Source organism: Rhizosphaericola mali (genome assembly GCF_004337365.2).
Taxonomy (GTDB): domain Bacteria; phylum Bacteroidota; class Bacteroidia; order Chitinophagales; family Chitinophagaceae; genus Rhizosphaericola; species Rhizosphaericola mali.
The window spans coordinates 3,620,866-3,634,153 of record NZ_CP044016.1 but is presented as its reverse complement, the minus strand read 5'-3'; the positions used below and the strand labels follow the sequence as shown (position 1 = coordinate 3,634,153).

Sequence of the window (13,288 nt, the reverse complement as noted above, 5' to 3'; positions counted from 1 at the left end):
ACGCTTGTGTGTAATGGACTTTTTTATTTAATACTGTGAGCTTTATAAAAAATATCTGGGGAAAATGGAATTCCGACAAAAACACCGATGACGTTGCCCTCAGCAATGCATTAGGGATTTCATTGGGCAATAAAGCCATATATACTCGTGCATTGATCCACCGCTCAATCAATGACAAAATTGCGGAAAACAATGAACGATTGGAATATTTAGGAGATGCTATTTTCGGCTCTGTGGTAGCAGATTATTTATTTAAACATTATCCATTCAAGGATGAGGGGTTTTTGACTGAAATGCGTAGCAAAATGGTCAATAGAAATCAAATGAATGAAATCGCTATCAAAATGGGGCTTAATCATTTGACACAGTTTAATAAATCGGATCACCACTTAAGAAGAAGCCAGATTTTTGGCAATACGCTAGAAGCTGTAATTGGTGCTGTGTATTTGGATAAAGGTTATAATGCTACGCAAAAGTGGATAATAAAAAAAATTATCACTCCTTTTCTTTTTGTAGATGAATTAGAAAATTCAGAATACAATCAAAAAAACAAACTTTTGGGCTGGGCGGCCAAAAACAATAAACAAGTCGCTTTTCAAATTTTGAATGAAGAATTTCATGGAGGTCGACGCCAATTTAGTATGTCTGTGACCATCGACGACGTGGAAATGGGCAAAGGATTAGGATTTAGCAAAAAAGAAGCAAGTGAAGCTGCCGCAATTATGGCAATCGAGAATTTAAATATTTGATATTTATTTAATTATATATAGACCTATTTCATAATTACACCTAACTTAGCATCCCAAATATCAAAAAATGTATTTTAAAAATACCACAACCCTTGTAATGAATTCCATATTAATGTTGTGCATTGGAGCCTACTTAAGCGCATGCAATAACAACAGTAATTCTCCTAAAAATGTCGATAGCACTTTGGCTGAAATTAGAAACAGTGATATAAAGAATGGGGGAGATACGACCAAAAAGACTATTTCCAATTTTCAATACGATTCTACAAAAAAATATGTGTTTTTAACTTTTGACGATGGTCCTCAACCCGGCACGATGGAAGTCTATCATGCAATAGAAGAAACAGGAGTGAAAGCTACTTTTTTCATGGTAGGTTTGCACGAAACATTTGCAAAATCATTGACAAGTGTTGTAGATACAATTCGCAGCAGCTATCCTAATACATTACTAGCCAACCATAGCTATACACATGCCTTCAATGATCGTTATTTCAACTTTTATCATCATCCTTATTTGGCATTGAATGATTTTATGAAGGCAGAAGAAAGCTTGAAAGCGACACATAAGATCATGCGTCTTCCTGGAAATGACGCATGGGTATTAGATTCCTCTCACATCACTGCAGCGCCACTAGTAAAGCCTTTGTGCAAATTATTTGACTCTACTGGAGCAAAAGTTATGGGTTGGGATGTGGAGTGGCATTTCAAAAGAAACCCACATGGAAGTGGTCAAGTACCGGTCCAAAGTGCGCAGGCAATGGCAAATGCTATTATATACGCGATGGAAAACAATCATGGTCATCGAAAGAATACCGTTGTAATGCTTTCACATGATCGCTTGTTTCATTTGCCTAATTATAAAGATTCACTGGTTACGATGATTCAAATTTTGCAAAAAGCACATCCAGAATATGTGTATGAAACGGCAGATCATTATCCAGGATTTCTCAAATAGGGATTTTAACAAAAAAGATTTCAAAGAAAACATTATTTTTACTTAGACAAAAACAAAAATTATGGCTTTATTTAAATCAGGAAACCCAGCACTTTCTGATAAGATTTTTCAAAAATCAATCGAAACGCAAGATTCTGGAACAATGACCGTAAAAGGTACGATGTCCAAATTTGGTTTACTTCTATTTTTAGTGATTGCCGGAGCTATTTACTCATGGAATTTGTATGGTGCATACCGTTTAGATACAATGAATACCTTGATGTGGGTAGGTGCAATTGGTGGTTTTATTTGTGCCATTGTGATGTCATTTAAACCCCAAACAGCAAAATACATTTCCCCTATTTATAGTCTTTTGGAAGGTTTATTTTTAGGTGGTATTTCTGTACTTGTTAATGCTGCATTGGCCAAAAAAGCGCCCAATGTGATATTTCAAGCGATAGGATTAACTTTTGCAGTAGCAATTGTGATGTTTTTCTTGTATAGTTTTAAAATCATTAAACCCACGGAAAAACTTAAATCTACGATTATCTCTGCAACACTTGGCGTTGCATTGTTTTATGGCATTGCGATGATTCTAAATTTGTTCCATGTCAATCTTCCATTTATGTACAATAGCAGTGCATTGGGAATCGGATTGTCCTTATTGGTAATCGTCATTGCGGCTATGAATTTGATATTAGATTTTGACATGATCGATCAAGGCAGTGCAATGGGTGCGCCCAAATTTATGGAATGGTATTGTGCCTTTGGCTTAATGGTAACCATTGTGTGGTTATATGTAGAAATTTTGAAATTGATGATCCGCCTATTTGGAAATAGTAGAAATTAATCTTTCTGAAATAAGTTTGAAACTCCCGAAATATTCGGGAGTTTTTTTATTTAAGTAAATACATCTGTCGCTAAATGTCAGTAATTAACTGAAGTAATCTTTCTTAAAAATAAACAGCTAAATCTATCAATTAAAATCCATTTAATTCATCCAAAAAGTAAAGCCTAACTTTTGTACCTTTGCCGTCCTTATAATTTAAAAATATGAGTCAACAATTATCCGAACAGGAAATTATTCGTAGAGAAAAATTACAAAAATTAATTGAGCTAGGATATGATCCATATCCAGCTGCATTATATCCGGTAAATGCGTATTCTGCTGATATCAAAAGAGATTACACAGAGGAAAAACAAGAAGAATTTAAAAATGTATGCGTCGCTGGACGTATCATGAGTTTAAATAATAAAGGAAAGGTTTTCTTTATCAAAATACAAGATTCCAAAGGTATCATTCAACTGTATGCAAAAAGAGATGAATTGTGCCCAGAGGAAGACAAATCTTTTTGGAATGATGTTGTAAGACATGGTTTGGATTTGGGTGATTTTATTGGTGTGAAAGGTTTTGTCTTCGTTACTCACACCGGCGAAACTTCTATCCACGTAGAAGATATTACGCTTTTAGGTAAATCATTGAAACCTCTTCCCGTTGTAAAACGTGATGAAGAAGGCAATGTGTTTGACGCAGTTACCGATCCTGAATTTAGATATAGACAACGTTATGTAGACTTGATCGTCAATCCAGAAACAAAAGACGCATTTGTAAAAAGAACTAAGATTGTCAATACGATCCGTCAGTTTTTGAACGAACAAGGCGCATTGGAAGTTGATACGCCAGTATTACAAGCGATACATGGTGGAGCGGCAGCAAGACCATTTACCACGCATCACAATGCATTGGATATTCCATTGTATTTGCGTATTGCCAATGAGCTGTATTTGAAAAGATTGATCGTTGGTGGATTTGACTGGGTGTACGAATTCAGTAGAAATTTCCGTAACGAAGGTATGGACCGCACGCATAATCCAGAGTTTACCGTATTGGAATGGTATACTGCCTACAAGGATTATTTCTGGATGATGGAAACAACAGAAAAATTATTCGAATCTTTGGCGATTGCCGTTTATGGAACGACAGATGTACCTGTTGGAGACAAAATTATCAGTTTCAAAGCGCCATTTAGACGTCTTCCGATATTTGATGCCATCAAAGAAAATACAGGAATTGACATTAGCGAAATGGACGAAGCTGGCTTGAGAGAAGTTTGTAAAACTTTGAAAATCGACGTTCCCGCAAATATTGGAAAAGGTAAATTAATTGATGAAATATTCGGAGAAACGTCCGAACCTAAATATATTCAACCAACATTTATCATTGATTATCCAGTGGAAATGAGTCCATTGACCAAGAAACATCGTGAGAAAAAAGGTTTGGTGGAAAGATTTGAATTGATGATTAATGGAAAAGAAATCGCGAACGCTTATAGCGAATTGAACGATCCTATTGACCAAAGAGAAAGATTTGAAGAACAAGCAAAATTATTGGAACGCGGTGATGATGAAGCAATGTTTATCGATCAAGATTTCTTAAGAGCATTGGAATATGGTATGCCGCCAACTTCTGGCATCGGTATTGGCATTGATCGTTTGGTCATGCTATTGACAAATCAAGTTTCTATACAAGACGTTTTATTTTTCCCTCAGATGCGACCTGAAAAAACAGCAAGTCCAACTACGGAAAATGTTAAAAAATAGCTTTTTGAAAAGACCGAATTTATTTCGGTCTTTTTTTATATTTATATTTATAAAAATTGAAATATCAAACTATGCAGATTACAGATATTCAAGGAACAGTTAGTTTAAGTAATGGCATAAAAATGCCTTATTTAGGATTGGGCGTTTATAAGACTGAAAATGGAGCAGAGGTCGTTAGTGCAATTCATGATGCGATCGACTTAGGCTATAGACATATTGACACGGCTTCTTTTTATAAAAATGAAGACGGTGTAGGTCAAGCGATTAAAGAGTCTAATATAGAAAGGGAAAAAATGTTTATCACGACAAAAGTTTGGAATACAGATCAAGGTTATGACAATACATTAAAAGCATTTGACGATTCTTTGAATAAATTACAAATGGACTATGTCGATTTATATCTAATTCATTGGCCCGTTCCTAATTTATATGTAGAAACTTGGAAAGCAATGGAAGATTTGTACAAACAAGGGAAAATTAAAGCGATTGGAGTTTGTAATTGTTTGGAACTTCATATTGATGACATTATAAAAGAAGGTACAATTGCGCCAATGGTTTTGCAAAATGAATTTCATCCGAGATTAGTGCAGCAACATTTATTAGACTATTGTAAAACGAAGAACATACAATACGAAGCATGGGCACCATTGATGCGTGGACGAATCTTAGACAATCCAGTTTTGACCGAATTAGCTAAGAAGTATGGAAAAAGTACTGCTCAGATTATATTGAGATGGGATTTACAAAAAGACGTAATAACTATTCCGAAAAGTACGCATAAAGAACGGATTGCCGCTAATGCAGATATCTTCGACTTTGAATTATCAGTAGAGGACCTTGCCTCGATTGATAGTTTGGATACTGAAGAAAGAACAGGCGCTCATCCGGATAATTTCATGGATCATTTTGCCAATAAATAAACTTTAATAAGTAGACTATTAACGATAGTCTACTTATCCCAACCAAATAGACTGTATGAAATTCCTATCAATTCGCAATATTCAAAAGGGATTAACAAACGTAATCCGACGTTTTCCATTTGAACTATTAATCGTGCTTGTTGCATTTATCACTGCCATCTTAGGCATTGAAGCAAATAAGAATGAAGAAATCTATATTCGAATTTTAGTTAGTTGCAACATAGGTTTATTGCTGACATTATTTGTAGATATTCTTACAGAGGAAGCAAATATCTCAGGAAGAAAAAAATGGTTATTCCGGCTAATTGCAATTGGGATAAGTATTGTCTTATATTATTTATTAGACATTAGTCACTATGAAATAAACCTTTACAGAGTCGTTGCGTTTTCAATCGCATTCCATTTATTGGTAGCATTAGCTCCTTTTCTAAATAAACGTGGCACAAGTGAAGATCTGTGGGAGTATAACAAAACTATATTTCTCCGAATATTAACCTCTGTACTATTTTCTGGCGTACTATATATTGGAATTGCATTGGCATTAAGTGCTATCGAAAAATTATGGAATGTGCATGTTCCGAGTAATACTTTTTTCGAATTATTTGCAACTATAGGAATACTATTCAATAGTTTATTTTTCTTAGCAGGAGTACCAACTCAATTCCACTTAGGAGAAGAAAAATCTGCATATCCAATTGGGTTGAAAGTATTTACACAATACATCTTAATTCCGTTGATGACTTTATATATGGCAATACTCGCCTTATATGAAATTAAAATCATCACACAACAAGTATTACCAAAAGGTATAGTTGTTTGGATGGTGATAGGTTACGCTTTTTTTGGCATATTATCTTTACTATTAATTTATCCTATTAGGAAACTACAAGAAAACAAATGGATTCATACGTTTAGTCGTATTTTCTACATTGTACTTATTCCTTTTTTAGTTCTTCTTTTTATTGCTATTGGCATACGTATAAAGCATTATGGCGTCACGCAAGAGCGCTATTCTATAGTATCCATTGGTATTTGGTTGACGCTAATTACAGTTCTACTAATCATAAAGCCCAATACATTAAAAGCCATCCCTGCCACGCTGTGCATATTTGCCTTAGTTGCAACGTATGGACCATTAAGTGCACCTAGCATTTCGCTTAGATCACAGCTCAATCAATTAAAATCTTATATTCAAAATCCTAAAGCAAAATCAAATAATCCAAGATCAATCGTCATTTATATAGTTGAAAATTTTGGAATGACCGCTTTACAATCTCTCACCTCAACTAATTTAAGACAAGTTGATAATGTTTTTTTAAATAAAGAAAAGTTAGATTCGAATAATTATAGTCGTTACACATATCAAACAGAGGCTGTAGATACACTTGTTTCTATTTTAAAAATAAAAAAAGAAGCTAACTTTTACCTTAATGATTATCAAACAAACTATATAAGTCTTAATCGCCCAAGTTCAAATATTATCAAGACTAGTGGGTATGATTATCTGATAGACAATCTTTATGATGGTATTACATTCAATATTGATAGTCAAACATTCAAATTTAACAGAGTAAATAATAATGTTACGCTTGCACAGAATGGCATTTTACAATTCACAATTTCACTAAATGAATATGCTAAAAGAGTCCAAGCATTAATTAATGAAAATAAAATCCAAATAGATGCTACTGGTAACTATAATCCAAATGACAGTCTACTATTCATTTATAAATCGAACAATAAGTTTAATTTTACATTTTGGGTCAATAAGTTTAGTTACGATAGTGAGTTGTTGAAACAAGATGAGCCTCAATTTATGATTTTTGACGCAGATATACTTATTAAAAATATAGATTAAAAAGATTGGAAAAGTTAAGACGGCATATTGAAGAAATTACGACTGTAACAGATGAAGAATTTGCATATATCCAAACCTTCTTTACAAAAAAAAGAGTATTAAAAAATCAATTTTTAATTCATGAAGGCGACGAAGTAAAATACGAATTTCTTGTGTTGTCAGGCTTATACAAAGTCTTCTTTTTAGACGAGCAAGGAAAGGAATTTATTATTCAATTTGCCAAGGAAAATTGGTGGATGAGTGATTATCAGTCATTTTTCCAGGAAAAAAAAGCGGGTGTTTTTATTGAATGTATTGAAGCTGGAGAAGTACTATTCTCTACATTAGATACTCGTGAAAAACTTTCTCATGAATTTCACAAAATGGAGCATTTTTTTCGCGTAAAATTAACCAATGGCTATGTTGCTCTACAGCAAAGAATTAAACTATTGCTTTCCAATACACCACAAGAAAGATTTGAGGCTTTTGCGACTTCTTATCCTGATCTCATCCTAAAACTTCCCAAAAAAATTATAGCTGAATACCTAGGCGTTAGTAGAGAAACGTTAAGCCGATTATACTCCAAATAAATAATGTTTAACTTTAGCTAAAAAGTGTGATTTGAATCACACTTTTTTTGTGCGTTCGCTCCTTTTCAATAGGCCTCTTTCTATGGTAATTTTGTTTTATCAAAAAACATAAGAAAACATATTTATGAAAAAGAGAATCTTAATTATCGTATCCAATGTAGCCGCAATAGGGCCTAATAACAGACGGACTGGAATATTTTTACCAGAAGTTGCACATCCTTATTCCGAGTTCATAAAAGCGAACTATGAAGTGGACTTCGCCTCCTTAAATGGAGATACTCCTTTTCTGGATGCATTAAATCTAGCAGAAGATCCGGATAATTTAAAATTTCTAATTGGTGATGGGTGGTCAGATATGCAACACGCAACTATTTTAAAAGAAATAGACATAAGCGTTTATGATGCTCTATTTATACCCGGTGGTCTAGCTCCGATGGTAGATATGCCTACTCATCCAGAACTTAAAAAAGTAATCGCAGAAGCTTACGAACGCGGAATCATTATTAGCGCTGTTTGTCATGGACCAGTTGCATTACTTAATGTAAAATTAAGTGATGGTTCCTACATCGTCAATGGGAAAAATATCACCTCATTTACCTCGGCGGAAGAAGATAACTATGCGAGAAAAGATGTTCCGTTTGACTTACAGAGAGCGCTATCTGATCAAGGTGCGATTTTCCATGCTTCTGAGCCCTGGTCTGCCAACTGCATAATAGATGGTAGTATAATTACTGGACAAAATCCAGCCTCTGCAAGAAGTGTTGGGGAAAATGTAGTAATGTTGTTAAGTCAAAATCAATAATCAAATAAGAACTTTTAATTATAAATCATTATGAAAGATAATATTGTCTCCGTATTTGCCAAATGGCAAGTAGCAGAAGGAAAGATAGAAACAGTAATTTCACTATTAAAAGAAGCTGTAGTGAAGAGTTCTGCAGAAGAAGGTAATTTGAAATATGAAATTTTTCAAGAAAAAGAAAATGATCATACTATACTTTTATTTGAACAATATATAAATCAAGAAGCTGCAGATTTTCATCGCAAGACTCCACATTTTCAGGAAGTAGTTGTACAGAAAATATTACCATTATTAGAAAAAAGAGAAGTTATCGTAACAAGCGAAGTTCAATTTTAAACTATATAAAAGAAAGAGCGATTTTAATCGCTCTTTCTTTTATAATTACTCAAGGATTTTTTTCCCTTTTTGAATAAAACCTTTAAGATAAATAAGATTTGTTACTAGACCTGTCCAACCAGTTTGGTGCGAAGCTCCAAGCCCCTTGCCTGTATCTCCATTAAAATATTCATTAAACGAAATCAGGTTTTCAAAATTGGCATCGCGTTGTAATTTTTGATTTTCTCCAATACAAGGTCGATTACCATATTTATCTTTTTTAAAGATTCCAATAAGTCGTTCTCCTATATTGATGGCAATTTCTTTCAATGTCAGCATATTGCCACTGCCAGTTGGACATTCTACTTTAAAATCATCACTATAATAATCATGTAAGAAAAATAGGCTTTCAATAATCATATAATTCATCGGCATCCAAATAGGACCACGCCAATTACTATTTCCTCCAAAAATATCATCATTACTTTCTCCTGGAGTATAGGCAACTTTCATCTCCATATTCATGATATCAATTGTATATGGATTTTCTTGGTAGATTTTGGACATACTCCTTACTCCATAGTTACTTAAAAACTCTTTAGGATCCAGCATTCTTGCAAGTAATCTTTTCGTTCTATGTCCACGCAACAAGCTTAATAAGTGTTTTTTATCTGAACCAACATCATCCCAACGAGAAACCAATTTTGCCAAATCAGGTCGATGATTCAGAAACCAGTTCATTCTATTTTCAAAGTCTGGAATAGCTTTTAATGTTTCGTCTTTTAGCACAGATACCGCGAATAAAGGAATTAAACCGACTAAGCTGCGTAATCGTAATACAATAGTTTCATTGTTGGCTCCTTTGATTTGATCATAGAAAAACTCATCACCCTCATCCCATAGTCCCGTATCTTTATCCCCAATAACATTCATCAATGCGCCAGCTATATACAAGAAATGTTCAAAAAATTTTGTAGCTAGATGACTATAGACTATATTATTTTCTGCTAACTCCAAGGAGATACGCATCATATTTAATGCATACATTGCCATCCAACTTGTACCATCCGCCTGCTCGAATATTACACCCTCTGGCATTTTCATACTACGATCAAAGACTCCAATATTGTCCAATCCTAAGAATCCACCAGAAAATATATTACTACCTTGGCTATCTTTTCGGTTTACCCACCATGTAAAGTTGAATAACAATTTATGAAAAATACTTTCTAAAAATGCATTATCACCTACTCCGTTGTGTTGTGCAGCTTCGATTTGATATACTTCCCAAGTTGCCCATGCATGGACGGGAGGATTTGTATCACTAAAGTTCCATTCATATGCTGGTAATTGACCATTTGGATGCATATACCATTCCTTAGTTAACAATTCTAATTGTTCTTTGGCAAATTCCAAATCGACTAATGCTAAACTCACACAATGAAATGCTAAGTCCCATGCTGCGTACCATGGAAATTCCCATTTGTCAGGCATCGAAATAATATCCTGATTGTCAATATTACGCCAGTGCGTATTACGAGAATTTTTATGTCCCTCAGATGGTACAGCACGTCCTGGATCTCCATCGAGCCAACGTGCTACATTATATTTGTAAAATTGTTTATTCCATAACATTCCAGCAAATGCCTGACGTTGGATTAGCTTTTCTTCTTGATCCTCTATATGTCGTTGCAAATAGGTATAAAAATCATTTGCCTCATGGATTCTTGTTTGAAAGATCGAGTCAAAATCATCAAACGGTTGATCAATTTGTCCCTTACAGAGTCTAAAGCGAAGACAAATACTTTCATTTGGTGGGATTTCTTCTTGTATTAAAACCGCAGCTTTGGTACCTGTTTCGCTGGGGTCTATAGCATTGACATTTCCATTGACAACATATTCATTTATACCATCTTTGACATATTTATTTTCATTAGAAACGCCGTATAGTTTTTCATTATTGGTTGAATTGTTACTAAATAGTAGTTTGTAATCCTTTTCATAATAAAAAGACCAATCTCCTAGACGATTATGTTTTATACTTATTTGTTTTTCCTTGTGTGCCAAAATTTCTGGTATGGCATGATAATTCCCCCAATCCCATCTATTGCGAAACCAAACCGTTGGAAGGATTGTTAACGGTGCACTAGTATCTTTCGATCTATTAATAGCAGTTATTTTGATGAGGATATCTTCTACCTCATTTTTTGCATATTCAATAAATATATCAAAATAATTATCTTGATCGAAGATGCCGGTGTCAATCAATTCATATTCAGGCTCGTCTTTAGTACGACGCTTATTTTCTTTACGCAATTGTTCATACGGAAATTCTTCATGAGGATATTTGTACAACATTTTCATGTAAGAATGCGTAGGAGTATTATCCAAATAGTATAGTATTTCCTTAATATCCTCTCCGTGATTTCCTTCGATATTATTAAGCCCAAAAAAGCGTTCTTTAATAAATGGATCTTTGCCATTCCAAAATCCTGGGGCAAAACAAAGTATTTGTTTATTGTCCGAAATGCCTGCTATGGCATCCTCTCCCCAGCGCCATGATTTTGATAAGCCCATTTCATAGGTGGTATATTGCCAGGCATCTCCATTATTACTATAATCTTCTCTTACTGTACCCCATTGCCTATTGGAAATATATGGCCCCCATTTTTTCCAATCTGGGCTTTCTAATCTTTCCTTTTCTTTCATATGCTCTTTTTTCCTTGCTAAAGATAATACCTAAATTTTTAATAGGGAATTTGTAAGTTTGCCAAGTGAAGAATCCTGCATTAAAGATTACATTTTTGGGTACGGGTACTAGTAGTGGCGTTCCTATCATTGGATGCGACTGCAATGTTTGTACTTCGACCGATCCTCGTGATAATAGGTTGCGAAGCAGTATTTTGGTGGAATCTGAGACAACCACTGTTATTATTGATACTGGACCTGACTTTCGACAACAAATGTTGCGCATAAATAATCGAAAACTCGATGGTGTTGTATTTACCCATCCTCATATGGATCACATAATTGGTTTGGACGATATTCGCCCTTATAATTATCAACAAAAGAAATCCATGTCGATCTATGCAAATACTATGACACAAGATGCCTTAAAACGTATTTTTTATTATGCATTTGATGGAAATCGATTTCCAGGTATACCACAATTAGAGTTAAATACTATCGATAAAGACCCATTTCAGATCGGGAATATTGAATTGCAACCTATTCATGTTTGGCATTATAAATTAGATGTATTGGGCTTTAGATTTGGCAAGTTTACTTATATCACAGATGTAAACAATATCGATGCTGATCAAAAGGAGTTAATAAAAGGTACGGAAGTTTTAGTTTTAGATGCATTAGGTAAAATAAAACATATTTCTCACTATTCTTTAGACGAAGCAATCGCATTGGTGAGAGAACTAAAAATTCCGAAAGTTTATTTTACACATATCGGGCACAGCATGGGACTGCATGAACTTGTGGAGAGAGAGTTGCCAGCAGGTATGCATTTGAGCTACGACGGTTTAGTTTTAGAGATTTCTGCTCAATAACCTATTGATAATATTTTGTTAAAAAAAATATTATCTTTGAGAGAAATCAACTAACCGTGGAAAAAGAAAAATTTCAAAAGTGGTTTCGCTTTTCGAAAAAGGAGAGAAATGGAATGCTTATTTTCCTTTTTATTCTCCTTATGTTTTTCACTATTCCTCATTTTTTCCCTGAAAAGACAATCTCTACAGAAAAGAAACCACCATATTTTGCGGATAACATAGCCGAACCATTAACTCACCCCAACTTATTTATATTTGATCCCAATACTTTAGATAAAGCAGGTTGGTTAAAACTTGGTTTGAAAGAAAAAACAGCCAATACCATTTTGCATTATTGTCAAAAAGGAGGGCGCTTTCGCCATCCTGAAGATATCCGAAAAATCTATGGTCTCAAATCAGAAGATGCAGACCGTTTAATCCCTTTTATCCAAATTCAACAAAATAATTTACACTCAGATCGAAACATATCCAAACATTCTGTCAAGGTCTCAAACATCCCATTTCCTATCGAAATCAATCATGCTAGCTGGCAACATTTTGCCGCGCTCCCAGGAATAAACGATAAATTAGCGCAAAGAATAGTTCATTATCGTGATGCCAAACATGGTTTTCATTCGGTTGATGATATTGCTAAAGCCTATGGTTTATCTAAGCAATCCTTTGAAAAAATAAAATCCTTATTACGTTGTACTACAGTTCTCGAAGAAACAAAATTTGACAATAATTCAAATATCACTCAGGAACAAACAGTACAACTTCAAAATCCAATTACTAAAAAGGTGAACATCAATGCGGCTGTGCTTTCCGAATTTATGCAAAGTAGAAAAATTCCCAAGAGCGTAGCAGAAGCAATCATTATCTATCGCGAGCAACATGGCAATTACAGTTCTGTCGCGGATATTAAAAATATCGCATTTATGAATAATGATCTTTTTGACAAAATTTCACCCTATTTAAAAACGGAAGAAGATTAACACTTTTAA

At 34.2% G+C, this 13,288-nt stretch carries 12 protein-coding genes; 11 read left to right on the top strand and 1 reads right to left on the bottom strand.

What is annotated here, in order from left to right; genetic code table 11:
• Positions 1–35 precede the first annotated feature (35 nt).
• The 9 genes from rnc (at position 36) to E0W69_RS15470 (ending at position 8,766) form a co-directional block, all read left to right on the top strand.
• Entirely contained in the window at positions 36–749 is a 714-nt protein-coding gene (gene rnc / locus E0W69_RS15510) for a ribonuclease III (RefSeq protein ID WP_225321285.1), read from the top strand.
• Positions 750–846: 97 nt separating this feature from the next.
• On the top strand, positions 847–1,704 hold the full coding sequence (locus tag E0W69_RS15505) for a polysaccharide deacetylase family protein (RefSeq protein ID WP_191967879.1): 858 nt from the start codon (positions 847–849) through the stop codon (positions 1,702–1,704).
• Positions 1,705–1,765: 61 nt separating this feature from the next.
• Positions 1,766–2,533, top strand: a complete 768-nt coding sequence (locus E0W69_RS15500) for a Bax inhibitor-1/YccA family protein (protein ID WP_131330960.1) — start codon at positions 1,766–1,768, stop codon at positions 2,531–2,533.
• A 203-nt stretch (positions 2,534–2,736) separates the two neighbouring features.
• Complete coding sequence (gene lysS, locus E0W69_RS15495) at positions 2,737–4,284, top strand: lysine--tRNA ligase (protein WP_131330959.1); 1,548 nt, start codon at positions 2,737–2,739, stop codon at positions 4,282–4,284.
• Between the two features lie 71 nt (positions 4,285–4,355).
• Complete coding sequence (locus tag E0W69_RS15490) at positions 4,356–5,204, top strand: aldo/keto reductase (protein WP_131330958.1); 849 nt, start codon at positions 4,356–4,358, stop codon at positions 5,202–5,204.
• A 55-nt stretch (positions 5,205–5,259) separates the two neighbouring features.
• Positions 5,260–7,062: a DUF4153 domain-containing protein gene (locus tag E0W69_RS15485; protein WP_131330957.1), complete on the top strand. Its 1,803-nt coding sequence runs from the start codon at positions 5,260–5,262 to the stop codon at positions 7,060–7,062.
• Between the two features lie 5 nt (positions 7,063–7,067).
• Complete coding sequence (locus E0W69_RS15480) at positions 7,068–7,631, top strand: Crp/Fnr family transcriptional regulator (protein ID WP_131330956.1); 564 nt, start codon at positions 7,068–7,070, stop codon at positions 7,629–7,631.
• 124 nt (positions 7,632–7,755) lie between these two features.
• Positions 7,756–8,433 (top strand): type 1 glutamine amidotransferase domain-containing protein, encoded by a 678-nt coding sequence (locus E0W69_RS15475; RefSeq protein WP_131330955.1) that lies wholly within the window; start codon positions 7,756–7,758, stop codon positions 8,431–8,433.
• 30 nt (positions 8,434–8,463) lie between these two features.
• Complete coding sequence (locus E0W69_RS15470) at positions 8,464–8,766, top strand: putative quinol monooxygenase (protein WP_131330954.1); 303 nt, start codon at positions 8,464–8,466, stop codon at positions 8,764–8,766.
• 45 nt (positions 8,767–8,811) lie between these two features.
• Here E0W69_RS15470 and E0W69_RS15465 read toward each other — a convergent pair whose 3' ends face one another.
• The gene (locus E0W69_RS15465; RefSeq protein ID WP_131330953.1) at positions 8,812–11,454 is read right to left on the bottom strand and encodes an MGH1-like glycoside hydrolase domain-containing protein; all 2,643 of its coding nucleotides are present in this window, start codon (positions 11,452–11,454) and stop codon (positions 8,812–8,814) included.
• A gap of 65 nt (positions 11,455–11,519) precedes the next feature.
• Here E0W69_RS15465 and E0W69_RS15460 point away from each other — a divergent pair, with 65 nt between their 5' ends.
• Both E0W69_RS15460 and E0W69_RS15455 read left to right on the top strand, forming a co-directional pair.
• Positions 11,520–12,305: an MBL fold metallo-hydrolase gene (locus E0W69_RS15460; RefSeq protein WP_131330952.1), complete on the top strand. Its 786-nt coding sequence runs from the start codon at positions 11,520–11,522 to the stop codon at positions 12,303–12,305.
• A 56-nt stretch (positions 12,306–12,361) separates the two neighbouring features.
• A complete protein-coding gene (locus tag E0W69_RS15455; protein WP_131330951.1) occupies positions 12,362–13,279 on the top strand; it encodes a helix-hairpin-helix domain-containing protein in 918 nt (305 codons plus the stop codon).
• Positions 13,280–13,288 lie beyond the last annotated feature (9 nt).